The following is a 19,460-nucleotide window of genomic DNA, read 5'->3' as shown; positions in this document are numbered from 1 at the left end:
ACGACGTGCAAGGAGGTAGTCACACAACCCCCGGTGGTTGTGACCGCAAAGGTGGCGGCCACCGGGCTCCTTGTCCGTTGAACTAGGGATTCCACGCGACGGCGGCACCCCCGTTGCCGGGAGTGCCGCCGTCGTTGTTTGTGACATGCCTAGAGGCCGGCTACGCGCCGTTCCCCGGACTCCTCCATGGGGTTGAACCGGAAGACGTCGTCCAGGGCCAGCGTTCCGGTGGGCTGGTCTTCTTCTTCCAGCAGGTAGAGGCGTTGGATGCCGATCACGATGGAGTCCGCCACCGTCTGGCGGAACACCGGATCGGCAAGCCGTTCCGCGTCGCCGCGGTTGCTCAGGTAGCCCAGGTCCAAACCGACCGAGGGGATTCCGGAGAGCTTCAGGGTGTCCCAGGTCCGGCCGTGGACGCCCAGGCTGTCCATGCCGGTACGCGCCGCCAGCTCCTTCATCAGGAGAATGGCCGCGCGGTGCCCGATGGGGGAGCGCGCCTCTCCGGTCCCCGGCAGGCCCCAGTAAAAGGCGGCGATGCCGGATGCGGCTTCCTGGTCCAGCCAGTCACAGTGAAGGTCCAGATTGAGGCTGGGCACGCTCGTGCCGGTGACCTTCAATGCTGAAAATGTGGAGGACCGCCACACCACCCCGGCACCGAATTCCCGCAGGATCCGTTCCACGCGGCGGCCGATGTCCGCCGCCACCAGGGCCTCGGTCAGCGGCTGGGAGGTGAGGCGTTCGACGGCGTGCGGGGAGGCCAGCTCCGACGCTCCGGTACTGAGGGCGATCATACGGCCGCGCAGAGCCGCGGTGGAGCGGTCCAGCCGCTCGTAGTCCCGCAGCGCGAAGGCCTGGCTCGGAGTGATGGCGCGGTTCACCCGGGCCATGGCGCGCATGGTGGCTTCATCGCAGACACCGCTGCCGGGAATGCCCAGGTTCTGCTGCAGTTCGGCCACGGCGTAGCGTGTCCGCAAACTGAATTCGCCGTCGATGTGGCCGTAGTAAAAGCCCAGGTGCGAGAGGTGCCGCTGAAGTTCAGCGACGTCGTCGCCGCGCGCCGGAGATTCGCCTTCAACAAAGGCCAGCGTGCGGTCACCGAACCGGAACTGCGCTTCGGCCAGTGCGCGCTGGGTGTCCCGGCCGGCAACGCCGTCGACTATGAGACCGCGGCTCTGCTGGAAGGAGCGGACCGCAGCGTCTACGTGGTCATCGAAAAGGGTGGGGTCGTTAACGGAGTCCGGAGCCAGATAGGACATGGAGATGCCGGCACGCAGCAACGCTTCTCGAAGCGCCACAACGTGCCGGCCGGCATCCATTCTCCGCAGGGATTCTCCTGCCGAGTGCATGGTCTGTGTCTTTACTTCAGGAACGCCGCAAATTCCTGTTCCAGGACCTGCTTGGGCTTGGCGCCGATGGACGTGGCAGCCACCTCGCCGCCCTGGAAGACGTATACGGCCGGAATGGACGTGATGCCGTACTTGGCCGCGATGGCGGGGTTGTCGTCCACGTTCACCTTCACGACGTCGACCTTGTCGGCATACTGCGCGGCAATGTCATCGAGGATGGGGGAGAGCATGCGGCAGGGGCCGCACCATTCCGCCCAGAAGTCGACAATGACAGGCTTGTCGGCAGTGAGGACATCGGCTCCGAAGGAAGCGTCGGTTACATCTTTTGCGTTGCTCATGTGTTGCTCCTAACAGGTTCTGAACTTAAAGGGCGGAGTGTTCGGATACGGCTTCGGCCGGCGGCGTCGGAACCTCGGCGGCGGTCTGGGCGGCGTCGCCCAGATCGGCAAGATAGTGCTCGACGTCGATTGCGGCCACACAGCCGGAACCCGAGGCTGTGATCGCCTGGCGGTAGGTGGGGTCGATGACGTCGCCGGCAGCGAACACGCCGGGCAGCGAGGTCTTGGAGGTGCGGCCGGCAACCGCGATGGTGCCTTCGCTGGTCAGCTCCAGCTGGTCCTTGACGAGGTCCGTGCGCGGATCGTTGCCGATGGCGACAAAGACGCCGGTGACGGGGAGGTCGGACTCGGTGCCGTCGACGGTGTTGCGCAGGCGCAGGCCGGTGACCTTGTCCTCGCCGTGAATGCCCGCAACTTCGGAGTCCCAGACGAAACGGATCTTGTCGTGGGACAGGGCACGGTCCTGCATGATCTTGGAGGCCCGCAGGGTGCTGCGGCGGTGAACCACAGTGACGGTGGAAGCGAACTTGGTGAGGAACAGGGCCTCTTCGAGGGCCGAATCGCCGCCGCCAATGACCGCGATGTCCTGGCCTTTGAAGAAGAAGCCGTCGCAGGTGGCGCACCAGCTGACGCCGCGGCCGGAGAGGCGCTTTTCGTCCTCGAGGCCCAGCTCCCGGTAGGCGGAGCCCGTCGAGATGATGACCGCACGCGCCAGGAAGGTTTCACCGGTGCCGATGGTCACCTTCTTGATGTCGCCGTCGAGCTCAACGCTGGTGACGTCCTCGAAGAGGATCTCGGTGCCGAAACGGGCAGCCTGCTTTTCGAACTGGGCCATGAGATCCGGCCCCATGACGCCTTCCGGGAAGCCGGGGAAGTTCTCCACGTCGGTGGTGTTCATCAGCTCGCCGCCGGCGGTGACTGAGCTGGCGATCAGCAGCGGCTTGAGGTTGGCACGGGCGGTGTAGACAGCCGCTGTGTAACCGGACGGACCGGAACCGACAATAATGACGTCGCGGACGCCGTCGGCGGCTGCGGGGGTTTCGATGCTCACGGTTAGGTGTTCCTCTTCCTGTTGAAAACTCTTGCGTTCCGGCAGTGATGCTGGTGAATCCGAGTGAACCGGGATGCCGTTTGCTTACTCCGGGACCACTGGGCACAACCGTTACAGCCTCAAGCTTATTCCGGGCTGCGCGTTACCGGACACGGCAGCGGCCCGGTACGGGGCCGTCGGGGCCGATCCCGCTGCACCGATCCAGGCGGATGCGGCACCGAACCCGGCGGATGCCGGGTCCGGTGCGGGCTCCAATGCTAGGAGACGCCGATTTCCGCGATGCGCAGGCCCCACGGATAAGTGGCCTGGAGGCCACCGCTCAGGCGCGGCAACTGGGTGAAGTTCACGATTACATACTTGGCCGTAGCCGCTTCACCTTCCACCTTGGGCACCTGGATGCTGGTGGTCGGACCGGTGAAGCCGCTCTCGGCCACGGAGGAGGCACCCTCCAGGCTCGGGGAATCATTCAGCAGCACGGAGAAGCTGCCGCCGGTTCCGTTGAGCTGGCTGATGTCGATCTTGTTGATCGCCGATTCCTCTTCCAGTTCGACGACGAGGGCGAGGTTGGGTGCCAAGCCGCCGAAGGTGTCGTTGGCGTAGACATAGCTGGACCAGTAGGTGGCCGGGTTGCCGTCGAGGATCTGCGGCAGCGCCCCGTCGTTTTCCGCATCGAGGGCGGGGTTGCCGGGCACCAGGCGGCTGATGCCTGCCGGCACGGGTGCGGCTGCGGTCTGCACCGGTGCGGCTACCGGCGGAGCTTCCGCGGGAGCGCTGGCCGCAGCGGTGGGCTCATCAGCCGCCTGCGGAGCGTCGTTGCCCTGCTTGCCCAGCTGTCCAACAGCCAGGACGACGGCGACAACCAGGACCAGCGTCAGGACCGCACCCACGAGCACCCGACCCCAGGTGCGGCGTCCGCCGGGGGCCGCGTCGTCGTCATCGTCCTCGTAGGCCTCGTAATCGTCCTCGGCGGCAGCGGTCGCTGCAACGGCGGACTTCGGGAAATTGGAGGGAAGCCGCTCGGAACCGCGGCCGGGAGCCTGGCGCGCAGTCGCGGAAGGAGCCGCGGGCTCATCGGCGGCCGGGTGCTCCTCGGGGACGGAGTCGGCTTCCGAGGCGTAATCGGTTTCCGTCCAGCGGGAGACCTTGGGCGTCGGGCCGGTGGCCGGCGCCGCGCCGCTGGTGGGCCGGGCGGCGGAGGGAGGCGGCATGTTCGCCGCTCCGGTGGCTGCTTCGGCAGGAGCATCCGCGGCGTCGCCGAACTCCAGATCACGGGCAGCAGCAGCTTCCTCGGCACCCGAGAGCACACCGCCGCCGGCGCCGGCGGCAGCACCCGCACGCCCAAACTTGGGCAGTCTCGGCAGGGGGCGGCCGGCCATCAGGGGCTTGCGGGGAGCGCGCTCCGCGGGCTCTTCGACGTACCGGTCGTCCTCAGTGGTCTCCGGCTCACGGGAGCGGGGCATCCCAAAGATCTCGGAGCCGAGCGTGTCTGTGAAGAAGGGTTCGACGAACGGAGCGTCCCGTTCGATCACCAGGTCCAGGAGGTCGGCCGCGTTGGCGTTGTTGGTGACCAGGTAGGTGCGGCCATCGCTGACGCCGAGATCCAGGATCTGCACGTTGCTGGCCCGTTCGCCGGTGGCAACCTCACGGGCGCTGGCACTGACCTGTGCGGTGTTCTCGGGAGCTGCGAGGAGGATGCTCACGGCACGGTTAAGTACCTGGTCCACGCCGTCAAGGACCAGATCGTTCTCCGCTGAGGACAAAACCTGGGCGGTCACTTTGTAGCGGCCCCCCAGTGTTGAGCCTACGTCTACCGGCTGTGGCACGTGTTCCTCCCATGGAAACGGCAATTACTGCATTCAAGGTAATGCGAAATATTCAAGGTAGTGCAAATAATCAGAGTGCTGTGAACTGGCCTGCCGCTTGTTTGACTACTGCTGGTTCAACACTGCCTGGTAACGAAGAGACTCCAAAGCATGCTTCTTCCCCCATGCTACCTGCGCGGATTGGCAAACCCGGAGTTGGCGCCCGCCTGTCTGTCAAGCGAAAGCCGCGCCCTGCGGGTGCCGGGACCTGCACCGCTTGGAGCGGGCGCCTACCGCCGGACCTTTGCGAGGATGGGGCCGAGGAAAGCATCCAGTTCCCTGACCTTCAGGGCGCGCAGCATGAAGTAGTAGGACACGGCCATGAGTGAGCCGCAGATCAGCAGGGTGACCAGGGAGCCGGTCAGCGACTGCCAGGCGAAGCCGTCCGCCGAGTAGCCGCCCAGCATGCCGAGTGCCGCGGATCCGAGTGCCGCACAGCCCAGAGCCGCAACGGTCAGGCGGACATGCACGTCGAAGACCTCCCCGGCGCCGTAGTGTCCCAGTTTGCGGGTGAGGAAAATGTGGCTGACCAGCACGCCGGCAATGTTCCCCAGAGAATAGGCAATGGCCAGGCCGAAGATGACCCGGTTGGGGGGCAGGACGGAGGCGCCGAAGGCAAGCAGAACGCCGAAGACGGAGAGCATGATCTGCATGACCATGGGCGTTTTGCTGTCTTCATCGGCGTAGAAAGCGCGGTTCATGAGGAAGGTGGCGCTCAGGAACGGCGCGCTGACGGAGAGCAGCACCAGCACCTGTCCCTGGACGGCGGCCGAGGCAGTGGACCCGCCGCTGAGCCACATGCTGATGGGGCCTGCGAGCACCACCAGCACAGCAGAGCAGAAGACGGTGGCCACTCCAATGGTCCGCAGCCCGGTGGCGATGGTGTCGCGGACCTGGGCCAGGTTGCCTTCGGTGAAGGCATGGGACATCTGGTTGAACAGCACCGTGGCCAGGGAAAGCGTGATCACCGAGTGCGGAATCATGTAGAACATGGAAGCAGTTTCCAGGTTCACCTGGCCGGCAATGATCTGCGGCGGATTCATGGCTGCATAGGCAGGACGCGCGGCCGTGGCGATCGTGGCAACGTTGTTGTAAATCAGGTAGGCGCCGTTGCCCACCACCATGGTGATGATGGTCCACTTGGCGACCTTGCCGGTCTGCCGCAGGCCGATGCCGCGCAGCCGGAAGGTGGGACGCAGGCCCAGCCCCAGCTTCTTCAGCGGAATAAGCAGCACGGCTGCCTGCGCGACAATGCCCAGCGTCGTGCTGCCGGCCAGGATCAAGGTGGCGGACGACGTCCAGTTCTCGGGCGAGAACTGGTTGGCTTCCTCGGTTCCCATCAGCGTGATGAACAGGACCACGCCGGCAATGGCCACCAGGTTGTTGACCACCGGAGCCCACATGTAGGCACCGAACCGACCGTTGGCGTTGAGCGTCTGGCCAATGATGGCGTAGGCGCCGTAGAAGAAGATCTGCGGAAACAGCCAGTAGGCAAACGTGGTGGCCAGGGGGAGCTGGGACTCGTCCAGCCGGGTGACCACGGGCAGGATCCACGGTGCCGCGACGGTGGCGGCCACGGTCAGGATGCCCAGCCCGACCAGGCTCAGGGTCATGATCGAGGAGACATACTCCCGGCCGCGGTCCGGCCGTTTGCTGGCCTTGATGATCTGCGGGACCAGGACGGCGTTGAACACGCCGCCGGCCAGCAGCAGATAGATGAAGTTGGGCAGCACGTTGGCGTTGCTGAAAATGTCAGACACCAAGCCGGCATTGCCAATTGCCACGGCCAGGAGTGCGGTCCGGACAAGGCCAAGGACGCGGGATAACAGGGTTCCAGCTGCCATTACCGCGCTGGAGCGCGCCGTGCTGGGAGCAATATTCTTTTCGGCCATGGTGTCCCTATGCTCTCACCTCGACCGGGCAGGGCTTAAACCGGGGGGGGCAGCGCCTGAAGGTCTGAGGCGGGCCGGGCGTGGCGGGCGAAGCGGGTGCACCCGCTCGCCGGGCGCTCAGAGGTAGCGGGGGAGGATTTCCCGGGCGAGGTCGGCGATGCGCCGCTCGTTGGGAAAGGAGAGCCGTTTGCCGAGCTCGGCCAGGGGAACCCAGGCAACGTCCACGGCCTCGTGGTCCGGATCGTTCTCGATCGTGAGGTTTCCGCCGGTGGCGGCCAGCAGGAAGTGGTGGACCGTCTTGTGCACCCGGTGGCCGCTGACCGTAAACCAATAGTCGATGCTGCCCAGGGCGGTCAGGATGCGCCCGTCGATTCCGGTCTCCTCGGCGATCTCCCGGATGGCTGCTTCGCGGCTGTCTTCATCATTCTCGGGATGGCCTTTGGGCAGGCACCATTCCAGCCGTCCGCCGCGGTTCAGCCGGGCAATGATCGCCACCGGCAGCTCCGAGGATGAGGAGTCAACCACAATTCCGCCGGCCGAGACCTCTTCCACCGTGGGCAGTGAGGCATGCACCGGATGCGCACCGACCCCGCCCATTGACGCCGTCAATGGGGTTCGCTTGGGTGCGCTCGGTACAGGATGGGCCATAGGACCACTCTAACGATCTTTGTCCGGGGATGATGACTGTCCGGGGGAGGCCCGGGGAGGACGCGGGAACGCTCGGCGTGTCCGGGCACCGAAGGGACCCCGCTGTGCGTCTTCGGACCTTTTATCTGGCACGCTTAAAGCACTATGGTGCACCTTTTTGATAGTTCGGCCCTGAAGACTCCCCTGCCCTCCGTTGTCGGTGAGCTCGGAACGCTGTTCGAGAACGCCGGCTACGAGCTTTCCCTCGTCGGCGGTCCCGTGCGTGATCTTTTCCTGGGGCGGGTGTCTCCGGACCTGGACTTCACCACCAACGCCCGCCCGGATGACATCATCAACGTCATCCGCCGCTGGTGCGACACGTATTGGGAGATCGGCCGGGCGTTCGGCACCATCGGTTTGCGCAAGGCCGGGTTCCAGATCGAAATCACCACTTACCGGGCCGATGCCTATGACCCGGAGTCGCGGAAGCCGGCCGTGGCCTTCGGCGACAAGCTTGAGGATGATCTGTTCCGCCGTGATTTCACCATGAATGCGATGGCGCTGCGGCTGCCCTCCATGGAGTTGGTGGATCCGTTCGGGGGAGCGCAGGACCTGCAGGCCGGCCTCGTCCGCACCCCGGGCGCCCCGTCGACGTCGTTCTCCGACGATCCGCTGCGGATGATGCGCGCCGCCCGGTTCGCGTCCCAGCTGGAAGTGGATGTGGCCCCGGATGTGTTTGAGGCGATGAAGGACATGGCCGGCCGGATCACGATTATTTCCGCCGAGCGTGTCCGCGATGAGCTCGTGAAACTGATCAACGGCAAGGCGCCGTGGACCGGCATCGACCTGCTCGTGGAAAGCGGACTGGCCGAGCATGTGCTGCCGGAGGTCTCCGCCCTGAAACTGGAAATCGACGAGCATCACCGGCACAAGGACGTCTACCAGCATTCGCTGACGGTGCTGCGCCAGGCCTGCGGGCATGAGACCGGCGCCGACGGCGATGTTCCCGCCCCGGACTTCGTCCTGCGGTTCGCGGCCCTGATGCACGACGTCGGAAAGCCCGCCACCCGCCGCTTCGAGCCCAATGGTTCCGTCAGCTTCCTGCACCATGACGCCGTCGGGTCGAAGCTGACCGCGAAGCGGATGAAGGCGCTGCGTTTCGACAACGACACCATCAAGGCGGTGTCGCGGCTGGTGGAGCTGCACATGCGCTTCTACGGCTACGGTGATGCCGGCTGGACGGACTCCGCCGTCCGCCGTTACGTCAACGACGCCGGCCCGCTGCTGCAGCGGCTGCACCGGCTCACCCGCTCGGATGTCACCACCCGCAACCGGCGGAAGGCCGAACGGCTGGCTTTCGCCTACGACGACCTTGAGCTCCGGATCGCCGCGCTGGCCGAGCAGGAGGAGCTCGCGGCCATTCGTCCGGATCTGGACGGAGAGGCAATCATGGCGCTGCTGGGCATCCGCCCGGGCCCCGTGGTTGGCCGCGCCTACCGGTTCCTGCTCGAAGAGCGCATGGAAAACGGGCCTTCCGGCGAGGCTGAAGCGGCCGCCCTGCTCCGCGGGTGGTGGGCCGAGCAGCCCGAAAGCCGGGACGTCCCCGGCCCGCCGGCGGCGGCCCCGGAGGCCGGCGCCGGTGACAAAACAGAGGCGGGCACAAACCCGTCGGCAACAGTGGAAGGAAGTAAATGAGCGACGCTGAGGACTTCGGTCCGGCGGTTCCGGATACGACGCCGGCGGGAACGCGGCTGCCGCGGCTGTGGCTGCTGCGCCACGGCGAGACGGAGTGGTCCCGCGAGGGAAACTACACCGGCCTGACGGACATTCCGCTGACCGCGGCCGGGGAGGCCCAGGCGGTCGCCGCGAAGGAGAAGATCGGGCAGGTCGACTTTGACCTGGTGCTGTCCTCCCCGCTGATCCGCGCCCGGCGCACCGCGGAGCTGGTGGGATACCCCGAGCCGCGGATCCTGCCCCATGCGCACGAGTGGGACTACGGAGCCAACGAGGGCCGCAAGAGCACGCAGGTGCGGGCCGAGAACCCCGGCTACCTCATCTGGAACGACGGCGTTCCCCAGGGGGAGACCCTGGACCAGGTGGCGGAGCGCGCCGACCGCATCGTCTCCCTCGTGCAGGCCGGCTGCGGCACACCGATGGACCGGGATCCGGGAGCAACCCCGGTGGAGAAGGTCCTCCTTGTGGCGCACGGCCACTTCCTGCGGATTCTCGCCGCCCGCTGGTTGGGGCTTCCGGCAGACCACGGCCGGCATTTCGTGCTCGGAACCGCTGCCGTCTGCCTGCTGGGCTGGGACAAACACACGCCCGCAATAGTGCGCTGGAACTATTAGCAGCAAAGAAATGAAAAAGTTTCAGGAAATGCTTGGCACGGAACTGAAACCTGTTGTATGTTTTTCCTGCGGCCAGCTTTCTGATAAGCGGGCCGCACCAGCCATTCCGGCAATCCACGCACTCATGAAAGGGAGGTGGGGTAATGACCATCCATGTATTCCTCACTGCCACGACGGATGCCTGCCCGCAGGCCCGCACGTCCACCCCTTCGACTGCGTGGCCGGCTCTCCGGCCCACCGGACGGCGGATGGCCGGCGGAACAGGCCGGCAGGGCGGAACCGGACGGCGTTCACGCTACCCGTTTGGCCTTGGGGGCCGCGGGTAGCCTCGCACCGGCCGCCCGGCGGCTCTGTTCCGGGAACGACCTGCCCCTGAGGGGCAGCGTCCTCGGGTGGGCAGTGTCCTGGGATGGACACCTCCCTGCGGTTGCCTCCGTCCTCCGGTGGCCACCGGCCCAGCGGCGACATGGTTCCTCCCGGGAGGGTTCCCTCTTGGCACTGTTCCTTTCTTCGGTCGCGGAGCTCCGTTCCCGGCACGCCCTGCGGCACTCCTCCCTGGCTCGGCATTGTTTTATCGGCTAATAACCTGCCGGTAATTCGACCGCACTGTTGTTTGCTGCGGCAGCCTGCCTTCTGAATACCCTGCCTTTTTAACCGCCTTTTCTTCTCCCTGCCTTGAGGGATTTCTTTCCTTTTTCTCCCACGTACCTTTCGCGCACCCAAAAACAGGTGTGCCATTCTTTCGGAGTTTATTGTGCGTTCTTTCAACCTGCCCTCGTCCCTCTCCAGCGACCCCCGGGAAAACCCGGAGCACCCGGAAACCATCCCCCCTCCGTCAGCGCCGGCCCTGCCGCCGGACCGACCGCCGTCGGGCGTTCCGACACCGGGGGCGGCGCCCGCTCCTGCCTGGCGGAGGGCGTTAACCCTGATTGCCCGCGTTCGCGCTTCCTTCGCACGGTCCGAAGCAGTCCACCAGGCGCGGCTTGATGCGTGCTGGAACGGACCGGAGCGCCATTTGCTGGCTCACGTCATCTGTTCCGCCAAGTAGGAACTGCCCACCGGGAACAAATCCCGGGGAGTCCGCGCTGTACCGCGTGGACTCCCCGCCGGATGGGGTTCCGGCTTTGACGCGCCGCAGCAGAAGTGACAAGGGCAACCGTCCCGGAAACCATGCTCCGCCCCTCGGCGTTATAAAGTCATTAGGGGATTAGCACTGCGGCCGGCCAAGAAGGGAGTGCTGTTGCTTCAGGTAAAGCGTGTGGCCATGCTCTCGTTGCATACGTCACCCCTGGAGCAGCCAGGTTCCGGCGATGCCGGCGGAATGAACGTCTACGTCCGCTCGGTCGCAGTGGAACTGGCCAGATCCGGCGTCGAAGTGGATATTTTCACCCGTTCCTCGGACCCGCGTCAGCAGCCAGCCGTGGAACTCGTTCCCGGCGTCACTGTCCGCCACATCACTGCAGGACCGCGCCGCAAAATCGCGAAGGAAGCACTGCCCGGACTGGCCGACGCCCTGGCACTGGGCGTCAGCGACATCCATCCCTTCCCGGCGGGCCGCCGGTTCGACGTCATCCACTCGCACTATTGGGTGTCCGGCACGGCCGGGCTGGCCGTCGCCAGGGCGTGGGACCTGCCGCTGGTGCACACCATGCACACCATGGCGCGGGTGAAGAACCTGCGCCTCCAGGCCGGGGAGAAGCCCGAGCCCCAGGTCCGGATTGACGGGGAGCAGGACATCGTCGACGGCGCCACCCGGCTGATCGCCAATACGAGCACCGAAGCCGCCGAGCTGGAAGCGCTGTACGGAGCCGACCCGCTGGAGGTGGACGTGGTGGCTCCCGGCGTGGACCTGCAGATCTTCTCCAGCCGGAACTCCCACGCCGCCCGTGCCCGCCTGGGCGTTCCCCGGGAGGTGTTCCACGTTGTCTTTGCCGGCCGCATCCAGCGCATGAAGGGCCCCCAGGTACTGGTGCGTGCCGCCGCGGAACTGCATGCCCGCCGTCCCGACATCCCGCTGCAGATCAGCATCCTCGGCGCCGGGAGCGGTTCCGAGGTGCTGGACCTGCAACCGCTGATCGACTCGCTGGGGCTGCACGCCCACGTCTCCCTGCATCCGCCCGTGGGCGCAGCTGCGCTGGCTGACTGGTTCCGTGCCGCCGACGTCGTCGCCGTCCCCTCCTTCAGCGAGTCCTTCGGGCTGGTTGCCCTGGAAGCCCAGGCCTGCGGAACGCCCGTGCTGGCGGCCAATGTCGGCGGGCTGCCCAAGGCCGTCGGACACGGCCGCACCGGCCTGCTGGTGGACGGGCATGACAGCGGCCGGTGGTCAGCCGAGCTGGAGCGGCTGCACGACGACGCCGGGCTGCGCCGGGCGCTGGGCTACGGCGCCGCCGTGCATGCGTCGGCCTTCGGCTGGAAGCGCACTGCGTCGCTTACGGCCGAGAGTTATCTGCAGGCCGCGGAACAGTTCTCGGCGCAGTCCGTCCGCTGATAGCTTGGTCCGTACCACCGCCGGTGGCCACCGGCGTCGGGAACGGAAGGAACGCGTCGATGCGCACTGCCGCTGACATGTCCAGTGATTTGGAAATCTCCCGCCGGGCGGTGCTGAAACCCGTCACGGAGGTTGCCGCCGCCGCCGGCATTCCTGAAGACGCCCTTGAACTGTACGGGCGCTACAAGGCCAAGATCGACCCGCTGCGGGTGCCTCCGCGCGGCACCCGCGGCAAGGTGGTGCTGGTTACCGCCATGAGCCCCACCCCGGCCGGTGAGGGAAAGTCCACCGTCACCGTGGGGCTCGGGGATGCCCTGGCCAAGGCGGGAGTCAGCACTGTCATCGCCCTGCGGGAGCCCTCGCTGGGACCGGTCCTGGGCATGAAGGGCGGCGCCACCGGCGGCGGCTACTCCCAGGTGGCGCCGATGGAGGACATCAACCTGCACTTCACCGGGGACTTCCATGCCATCACCACGGCCAACAACGCCCTCGCCGCGCTGCTGGACAACTCCATTTACCAGGGCAATACCCTGGGCATCGATCCGCGGCGCATCACGTTCCGCCGCGTCATGGACATGAATGACCGCTCGCTGCGCGACATCGTGATCGGACTGGGCGGACCGGTCCAGGGCACGCCGCGCCAGGACGGCTTCGACATCACCGTCGCCTCCGAAATCATGGCCGTGTTCTGCCTCGCCCGGGACCTGGCTGACCTCAAGGCCCGGCTGGCGCGGATCACCGTGGGCTACACCTACGACCGGCGGCCGGTGACCGTGCGGGACCTCGGCGCGGAGGGAGCCCTGACGCTGCTGCTGAAGGACGCGGTCAAACCGAACCTGGTGCAGACCCTTGCCGGCACCCCGGCATTGGTCCACGGCGGGCCGTTCGCGAACATTGCGCACGGCTGCAACTCGGTGATCGCCACCGAACTGGCGCGCACCGTCGCTGACGTGGTGGTCACGGAAGCCGGATTCGGAGCGGACCTGGGCGCCGAAAAGTACATGGACATCACGGCGCGGGCCGCGGACGTGGCACCGGACGCCGTCGTTCTGGTGGCCACGATCCGGGCGCTCAAGATGCAGGGTGGCGTGCCCCGGAGCGAACTGGACCGCGCGGACCGGGCCGCGCTTGAGGCCGGAACCCCCAACCTGCTTCGCCACATCGGAAACATCCGGAAGTTTGGCCTGAATCCGGTGGTGGCCATCAATACGTTCAGCACCGACACGCCGGAGGAGCTCGAGTGGCTGCTGCGCTGGTGCGCAGCCGAGGGCGTGCCGGTTGCCGCGGCAGACGTCTGGGCGCAGGGCGGCGGCGGGACCGGCGGCGACGCCCTGGCGGTGCGTGTCCGGGCGGCGCTGGCGGAGCCGGCGTCTTTCCGGCACCTGTATCCGCTGGAGCTGCCGGTGGAGGAGAAGATCCGCACGGTGGCCCGGGAGATTTACGGGGCCGACGACGTCGAATTCTCAGTTTCGGCGCGGCGCCGGCTGGAGGAGATCCGGGCCGGGGGATGGGATTCGCTGCCGGTGTGCATGGCCAAGACGCAGTACTCGTTCTCCGACAACGCGGCCCTGCTTGGCGCGCCCACCGGTTTCACCGTGCACGTGCGGGACCTGATCCTCAAGACCGGCGCCGGCTTCGTGGTCGCGCTCACCGGGGCCGTGATGACCATGCCCGGGCTGCCGAAGTCCCCCGCGGCGCTGCGCATGGACGTGGCCGCTGACGGCACGCCGCAGGGTTTGTTCTAAGCGGCGCCCGGCCCGTGCCGAGATGGCAGAAGATGCCCTTCCCGGCACTGGGAAGCGCACCTTCTGCCATCTCGCGGGACGGCGGGGAGGCTGAGCGGGGGAGGGAGGTTAGCGCTCGACCTCGCCGCGGATGAACTGCTCCACCTTTTCCTTGGCAACGTCATCGTTGTACTGCTCCGGCGGGGACTTCATGAAGTAGCTCGACGCCGAGAGGATGGGTCCGCCGACGCCCCGGTCCAGGGCGATCTTGGCGGCACGGATGGCATCGATGATCACGCCGGCGGAGTTGGGGGAGTCCCAGACCTCAAGCTTGTATTCCAGCGACACCGGAGCGTCGCCGAAGTTGCGGCCCTCCAAGCGGACAAAGGCCCACTTGCGGTCATCGAGCCAGGCCACGTAGTCCGACGGGCCGATGTGCACGTCGTCTGCCTTCAGGTCCGCCGACGTGTTGGAGGTGACCGCCTGGGTCTTGGAAATCTTCTTGGACTCCAGGCGCTCGCGCTCGAGCATGTTCTTGAAGTCCATGTTTCCGCCGACGTTGAGCTGGTAGGTGCGGTCCAGGATGACGCCGCGGTCCTCGAACAGCTTGGCCATGACCCGGTGGGTGATGGTGGCGCCGATCTGGCTCTTGATGTCGTCGCCGATGATCGGAACCCCGGCGGCGGTGAACTTGTCGGCCCATTCCTTGGTCCCGGCAATGAACACGGGCAGCGCGTTCACGAAAGCGACGCCGGCGTCAATGGCGCACTGGGCGTAGAACTTCGCAGCCTGCTCGGAGCCGACCGGCAGGTAGCAGACCATGACATCCACGTTGTTCTCCCGAAGCGAGGCAACAATGTCCACAAGTTCGGCGTCGGACTCTACGATCGTTTCCCGGTAGTACTTGCCCAAGCCGTCGAGGGTGTGGCCGCGCTGGACGGTGATGCCGGTCTGCGGGACGTCGGCAATCTTGATGGTGTTGTTCTCGCTGGCCCCAATGGCGTCGGCCAGGTCCAGACCGACTTTCTTGCTGTCCACGTCAAAGGCTGCCACGAACTGCACGTCGTTGACGTGGTACTGGCCGAACTTCACGTGCATCAGGCCGGGAACGGTCAGGTCCGGGTCAGCGTCACGGTAGTACTGGACGCCCTGGACCAGCGACGCTGCGCAGTTTCCAACACCGACGATTGCGACCCGAATGGGGTTCTTTGCCACGGTTCTCCTTTGAAGACAAAAATTTTACTGTTGCCGCGCCAAACGCGGCAAGATCGGCCCAGTCTACGGCCTCAGCCCGTAAGTTCCGTGTGAAGCATCACATGCGGACCGCCCGCGACGGCCACCGCGCGGCCGGTATTCGAGGCCGATGCGGCCCGTTGCCGGCGTCATACTGGTAAGCATGGAGCCCAAGCCCCGACGGCGGCCGCTGCGCACAGTGGTCCCCAGCCGCAACGATCCGTTGCTCAAAACGCTTACCGAAGTCATCGGCGGGCCGCTGGGCCGACACACCGCGCCGGGGATCGTGACGCCGGGGTTTTTCACGGTGGAACGGGTGCTGATCCTGCTCACCACTGCCGCCGCCCTCCTGGCCGTGCTGGTGAAAATGCCCTGCCGGACCGGCGGCTGGACCTCTCCGGACCATTTCTACAAGGCCTGCTACTCGGACTGGCCGGTGCTGTTTGACTCGCGCGGGCTGGCCGAGGGCGTCTTTCCCTTCCTGACGCCCGGTGTCGGCTTTGAATATCCGGTGCTGCTGGGCCTGCTGGCCGGGGCCGTCGCCCTGCTCGTGCCGGGCGACGGTGTCTCGGCGGAGCGGGCGCTGGCCTACTTCGACATCAACGCCGCGCTGGCCGCCCTGGCCTGGATCGCCACCGTGGTGGCCACGCTGCGCATGACCAACCGCCGGCCCTGGGACGCTGCCATGGTGGCCCTGGCTCCGGCGATGATCCTGTCCGTGTTCATCAACTGGGACATCTGGGCCGTGCTGCTGGCCGCCCTGGGCATGCTGGCCTTCGCCCGCAGCCAGCCGGTCCTGGCGGGGGTGTTCCTGGGGTTGGGCACGGCGCTGAAGCTGTATCCGGTGCTGATCCTGGGCGCGGTGCTGGTCCTGGCCTTGCGGACGCTGCGGCTGCGGCCGGCCTTCGCGGCCGTGGGCGCGGCCGCCGCCACCTGGCTCGCGGTGAATGTTCCCTTCATGGTCTCCGACTTCACCGGCTGGAAATTCTTCCTCAGCTTCACCGGGGAGCGTCCGGCCGGATATTCCTCGGTGTGGTTTGCCTGGAACCTGATGTCCGGGCGGCTCGGCCTGGCGGAAGCGGAGCCGGCCTTCATCAATGTCTGGGCGTACGCCCTCTTCGCCGCCGCGTGCGCCGGAATAGCCCTGCTCGCGCTTGCCGCGCCCCGCCGCCCCCGGCTGGCCCAGCTGGCGTTCCTGATCGTGGCGGCCTTCATCCTGACCAACAAGGTCTATTCGCCCCAGTTTGTCCTGTGGCTGATCCCGCTGGTTGCCCTCGCCCGCCCGCGGTGGAGGGACTTCCTGGTGTGGCAGTTCTTTGAGGTGCTGCACTGGTGGGCCGTCTGGATGTACCTGGGCGCCCAGACCTCCGGCGGCGACCCCCGGAACAACATCGAGGCCGCGTACTACGTCTGGGCCGTGGGAGGCCATGTCGCGGCAACGGCCTGGCTCGTGGCGCGGGTTGTCGCCGACATCCTGAACCCCGCGGGTGATCCGGTGCGCCGGCTCGACGTCGACGATCCCCAGGGCGGCCCCTTTGACCATGCGCCGGACCACCGGCTCCGGCTCCCGCGCGGACCCCGGCGTGCGGACCCGGTTCAGCCCGCAGCACAGGAAGCAGGAACCCCATGACCGATGTTTCAGTGGTCGGCGCAGGACCCAACGGGCTGGCCGCTGCGGTCATCATGGCCCGCGCCGGGTTGTCGGTCCGGGTCTTTGAAGCCGGACCCACGGCCGGCGGCGGCAGCCGGACCAAGGAGCTGCTGGAACCCGGCCACCGGTACGACGTCTGCTCCGCCGTGCATCCCATGGCTTTGGCCTCGCCCTTTTTCCGCCGGTTTGAGCTGGCGGAGCGGATCAAGCTCACCGTGCCGGACATTTCCTACGCCCACCCGCTCGACGGCGGGGACGCCGGCCTGGCCTACCGGGACCTGGAACGCACGGTTCAGGGCCTGGGGCCCGACGGCGCCGCCTTCCGCCGCCTGATGCAGCCCCTGGTGCGGCGCAGCGAAGACATCACCAGCCTGCTGATGTCCCCGCTGCTCCGCGGTTACCGCGAGCCGGCGGCGGCGCTGGCCTTTGGACGGGCGGCCCTGGAGCAGGGCACTCCGCTGTGGAACCGGCGGTTCTCCGAGGCGAAGGCCCCCGCACTGCTCACCGGGGTCGCCGCGCATCCCGTGGGGCGGATGCCTTCGCTGCCCTCGGCCGGAGGAGGGCTGCTGCTGTCGCTGCTGGCGCACACCGTGGGCTGGCCCATTCCGGAGGGAGGATCGCAGGCCATCGCCGATGCCATGGTCAGTGACCTGTTGGCGCACGGCGGTGAATTGGTGACCGGTCACCGGGTGGCGTCGCTGAACGAGGTAAGGAGTTCTCCCACCGTCCTGCTCGATGTGTCGCCGGCGACCCTGCTCGATCTGGCCGGCCCGGAGCTGCCGGGGCCGTATGCGCGGGCCCTGGCCCGGTTCCGCTACGGCAACGCTGCCTGCAAGGTGGACTTCATTCTTTCGGGGCCGGTTCCGTGGGCCAACGAGGGCGTGCGCCGGGCCGGGACGGTGCATGTGGGAGGCCGCCGTGAAGAGCTGGCCCGGGCCGAGGCGCAGGTGGCGGCGGGCCGGCATCCGGAGCGGCCGTACGTCCTGCTGTCCCAACCGAGCAGCTTTGACTCCTCCCGGGCACCGGCGGACCGCCACATCCTCTGGACCTACTGCCACGTCCCGGCCGGATCCACGGTGGACATGACGGAGGCCGTCACCGCGCAGATCGAGCGCTTCGCACCCGGCTTCCGTGACGTCGTCGTGCGCTCGCAGGCAACGACGGCGGCGGATCTGGAGCGCTACAATGAGAACTATGTCGGCGGGGACTTCGGCGGCGGCGCGGTGAACTTGTGGCAGATGGCCGCCCGGCCGGTGCCCGCAGTGAATCCGTGGCAGACACCGCTGCCCGGGGTTTACCTGTGCTCAGCCTCCACTCCGCCCGGGCCGGGAGTCCACGGGATGGGCGGCTGGCACGCGGCGGCGCTGGCCCTGCGCCGGGACCACGGAATGGACGTCCCGGACCTGGGTGCGGAAAACTGACCGCCGCCGCTGCTGCCGTGCTGGGCCGCGGGGGACGTCGCAGGCGATACCGCCGGAAGCTTGTATGTTTAAATCCGACGCAAGGCTGCTCATGCTCTGCAGGGGGAATGGATAAATGGACAACCAGGACAACGGGATTCCGGGAAACCCGGACACCCTTGCTCTGCCTGCCGAATCCGACCGCCGGCCCCCGCAGTGGTGGCTGGCACTGCAGTCAGCCTTGTTTGCCTATGGACTGACCCTTGGGGCCGCGCTGGTGATGATGGCGCTGCTGGTCCTGGGATTTTTTGTGGGCGGCACCGGAGCCCTGAACGGCATGAATGATTCCGCCGGGAACATGGGCGCCCGGCTGGACGGTCCGTCGGCGCTGTTGATTTATCCGTTTTTCCTCGCCGCGATGGCGCTGGGCGGCACTCCGGTGCTGACCGTCTCCGCCGCCGGGTACGCAGACCTTCCCGCCCCGCTTGTCAGCCTCTGGGCAGGCGCCCTTCCCCTGCTCCTGACCGTGGTGTCGGTCGCCTCGCTGTGGCGGCTGGGCCGCCGGGCCGAGAGGAGCTCACCGTCGGCGTCCGAGGGCCAGCGCTGGCTGTATTCGGCGCTGACCGGACTGGCGTTGGCCGCCGTTTCAGTGCTGCTGAGCCTGGCGTTCTCGCTGCGTGAAGACACCGAAACCGGAGCCATGTTCCTGACCGCAGCCTCCCCGGGCCTGGTCGCCGGCGCGGTGCTGCTTGGCACGGTAGCCAGCTGGGCGGGGCGAAAGCACGAGACCGGAACGGCACCGCACTGGGTGACCCGGGCGGAGCGGTCCCTCCCCGGGGTCCGCGCAGCGCTTCGCCTGGCCGGAGCCCATTACCTGGCCTACACGGCAGTGGCCGGAGCGGCCCTGGCAGTCACCGCCCTGGTCAAGGGCGGTGTGGCCGTGATGTTTGCCGCGCCGTTGTGGCTGCCAACGGCCTCGGCCTGGGCCTACGCCGCCGGTCATCTCTCAGCAGTGGCGGAACAAGGACTGCCCGCGGCGGCACAACTTCCGGGCTCCGTTGTTGACCTGCCGGTCTGGGCCAGCGCGGCAGCCGGTGCGCTGACCCTGCTGCTGTCCGCAGCCGCATCCGTGGCCTGGTTCCTGGCCCGGGACCGGCGCCCCGAATCGCTGGGCCGGCGCTCCGGATGGCTGACCCTGCCGGCGGTCTTCGGGTTTGCCGGCGCAGCGGTATCCGTGCTCGGCGTCGTCGCTGCCGGCCAAACCCTGGCCGGCGGCAGCGGCGGCGGACAAGGGTTCGGAACCGTGGGGCCAGCGCCGTGGACCTTCCTGGTCATGGCCGCCTGGGGACTGGTGATCGAGCTAGGCTCACGAACCATGGCGGGCCATGTGGCCCACCTCGTACCGGCGCGGGTGGCCGCACGATTGGCAGGCACCGCCGCCAAGTAGCGGCCGGACGTAGTGGCCGGGAGGGTGCGGAGGCCGCCGTCCCTTGCGCTCCG

General features: G+C 67.3%; 15 protein-coding genes. 8 read left to right on the top strand and 7 right to left on the bottom strand.

The genetic code is table 11. From position 1 onward, the window contains the following. Positions 1-149 precede the first annotated feature (149 nt). The 6 genes from QNN99_RS10870 to QNN99_RS10845 form a co-directional block, all read right to left on the bottom strand. A complete protein-coding gene (locus QNN99_RS10870; RefSeq protein ID WP_229966467.1) occupies positions 150-1,346 on the bottom strand; it encodes a peptidoglycan-binding protein in 1,197 nt (398 codons plus the stop codon). 11 nt (positions 1,347-1,357) lie between these two features. Then, complete coding sequence (trxA, locus tag QNN99_RS10865) at positions 1,358-1,684, bottom strand: thioredoxin (protein ID WP_104053463.1); 327 nt, start codon at positions 1,682-1,684, stop codon at positions 1,358-1,360. 25 nt (positions 1,685-1,709) lie between these two features. Beyond that, the gene (gene trxB, locus QNN99_RS10860; RefSeq protein ID WP_442860523.1) at positions 1,710-2,729 is read right to left on the bottom strand and encodes a thioredoxin-disulfide reductase; all 1,020 of its coding nucleotides are present in this window, start codon (positions 2,727-2,729) and stop codon (positions 1,710-1,712) included. A 263-nt stretch (positions 2,730-2,992) separates the two neighbouring features. After that, positions 2,993-4,558 (bottom strand): ABC transporter substrate-binding protein, encoded by a 1,566-nt coding sequence (locus tag QNN99_RS10855; RefSeq protein ID WP_229966465.1) that lies wholly within the window; start codon positions 4,556-4,558, stop codon positions 2,993-2,995. 269 nt (positions 4,559-4,827) lie between these two features. After that, complete coding sequence (gene murJ / locus QNN99_RS10850; protein WP_269439196.1) at positions 4,828-6,489, bottom strand: murein biosynthesis integral membrane protein MurJ; 1,662 nt, start codon at positions 6,487-6,489, stop codon at positions 4,828-4,830. A 117-nt stretch (positions 6,490-6,606) separates the two neighbouring features. Then, a complete protein-coding gene (locus tag QNN99_RS10845; RefSeq protein WP_229966464.1) occupies positions 6,607-7,137 on the bottom strand; it encodes an NUDIX hydrolase in 531 nt (176 codons plus the stop codon). Positions 7,138-7,281: 144 nt separating this feature from the next. Between QNN99_RS10845 and QNN99_RS10840 the strand changes: the two genes are divergently transcribed. From QNN99_RS10840 to QNN99_RS10820, 5 genes are all read left to right on the top strand, one after another. Beyond that, complete coding sequence (locus QNN99_RS10840; protein WP_229966463.1) at positions 7,282-8,811, top strand: CCA tRNA nucleotidyltransferase; 1,530 nt, start codon at positions 7,282-7,284, stop codon at positions 8,809-8,811. Then, entirely contained in the window at positions 8,808-9,464 is a 657-nt protein-coding gene (locus tag QNN99_RS10835; RefSeq protein WP_229966462.1) for a histidine phosphatase family protein, read from the top strand. Before QNN99_RS10840 ends, QNN99_RS10835 begins: the two co-directional genes overlap by 4 nt. A gap of 143 nt (positions 9,465-9,607) precedes the next feature. After that, positions 9,608-9,790 carry a hypothetical protein gene (locus tag QNN99_RS10830; RefSeq protein WP_229966461.1) on the top strand — a complete coding sequence of 61 codons (183 nt, stop codon included), beginning with the start codon at positions 9,608-9,610 and terminating at the stop codon, positions 9,788-9,790. A 914-nt stretch (positions 9,791-10,704) separates the two neighbouring features. Next, entirely contained in the window at positions 10,705-11,952 is a 1,248-nt protein-coding gene (gene mshA / locus QNN99_RS10825) for a D-inositol-3-phosphate glycosyltransferase (RefSeq protein ID WP_229966460.1), read from the top strand. 59 nt (positions 11,953-12,011) lie between these two features. Next, complete coding sequence (locus QNN99_RS10820; protein ID WP_229966459.1) at positions 12,012-13,697, top strand: formate--tetrahydrofolate ligase; 1,686 nt, start codon at positions 12,012-12,014, stop codon at positions 13,695-13,697. Between the two features lie 108 nt (positions 13,698-13,805). Here QNN99_RS10820 and QNN99_RS10815 read toward each other — a convergent pair whose 3' ends face one another. Then, positions 13,806-14,891: an inositol-3-phosphate synthase gene (locus tag QNN99_RS10815; protein ID WP_229966458.1), complete on the bottom strand. Its 1,086-nt coding sequence runs from the start codon at positions 14,889-14,891 to the stop codon at positions 13,806-13,808. A 181-nt stretch (positions 14,892-15,072) separates the two neighbouring features. Between QNN99_RS10815 and QNN99_RS10810 the strand changes: the two genes are divergently transcribed. From QNN99_RS10810 to QNN99_RS10800, 3 genes are all read left to right on the top strand, one after another. Continuing rightward, positions 15,073-16,539, top strand: coding sequence for a glycosyltransferase family 87 protein (locus QNN99_RS10810; protein WP_229966457.1), 1,467 nt, complete (start codon positions 15,073-15,075; stop codon positions 16,537-16,539). Beyond that, positions 16,536-17,981 carry a phytoene desaturase family protein gene (locus QNN99_RS10805; RefSeq protein WP_229966456.1) on the top strand — a complete coding sequence of 482 codons (1,446 nt, stop codon included), beginning with the start codon at positions 16,536-16,538 and terminating at the stop codon, positions 17,979-17,981. The genes QNN99_RS10810 and QNN99_RS10805 overlap by 4 nt, the downstream gene beginning before the upstream one ends. Before the next feature lie 115 nt (positions 17,982-18,096). After that, positions 18,097-19,407, top strand: coding sequence for a hypothetical protein (locus tag QNN99_RS10800; protein WP_229966455.1), 1,311 nt, complete (start codon positions 18,097-18,099; stop codon positions 19,405-19,407). Positions 19,408-19,460 lie beyond the last annotated feature (53 nt).

The organism is Arthrobacter sp. zg.Y820 (assembly GCF_030125555.1).
Lineage (GTDB): Bacteria > Actinomycetota > Actinomycetes > Actinomycetales > Micrococcaceae > Arthrobacter_B.
Note: the sequence above shows the minus strand (reverse complement) of the source record. Positions and strands in the feature narration are given on the sequence as shown.

What these genes read in the sequence shown, in the direction of transcription:
- QNN99_RS10835 (WP_229966462.1), top strand. Translation starts at nt 8,808, where the DNA reads ATGAGCGACGCTGAGGACTTCGGTCCGGCGGTTCCGGATACGACGCCG.
- QNN99_RS10830 (WP_229966461.1), top strand. Translation starts at nt 9,608, where the DNA reads ATGACCATCCATGTATTCCTCACTGCCACGACGGATGCCTGCCCGCAG.
- QNN99_RS10820 (WP_229966459.1), top strand. Translation starts at nt 12,012, where the DNA reads ATGCGCACTGCCGCTGACATGTCCAGTGATTTGGAAATCTCCCGCCGG.
- QNN99_RS10800 (WP_229966455.1), top strand. Translation starts at nt 18,097, where the DNA reads ATGGACAACCAGGACAACGGGATTCCGGGAAACCCGGACACCCTTGCT.
- murJ (WP_269439196.1), bottom strand. Translation starts at nt 6,489, where the DNA reads ATGGCCGAAAAGAATATTGCTCCCAGCACGGCGCGCTCCAGCGCGGTA.
- QNN99_RS10805 (WP_229966456.1), top strand. Translation starts at nt 16,536, where the DNA reads ATGACCGATGTTTCAGTGGTCGGCGCAGGACCCAACGGGCTGGCCGCT.
- QNN99_RS10810 (WP_229966457.1), top strand. Translation starts at nt 15,073, where the DNA reads ATGGAGCCCAAGCCCCGACGGCGGCCGCTGCGCACAGTGGTCCCCAGC.
- trxA (WP_104053463.1), bottom strand. Translation starts at nt 1,684, where the DNA reads ATGAGCAACGCAAAAGATGTAACCGACGCTTCCTTCGGAGCCGATGTC.
- QNN99_RS10845 (WP_229966464.1), bottom strand. Translation starts at nt 7,137, where the DNA reads ATGGCCCATCCTGTACCGAGCGCACCCAAGCGAACCCCATTGACGGCG.
- QNN99_RS10870 (WP_229966467.1), bottom strand. Translation starts at nt 1,346, where the DNA reads ATGCACTCGGCAGGAGAATCCCTGCGGAGAATGGATGCCGGCCGGCAC.
- QNN99_RS10840 (WP_229966463.1), top strand. Translation starts at nt 7,282, where the DNA reads ATGGTGCACCTTTTTGATAGTTCGGCCCTGAAGACTCCCCTGCCCTCC.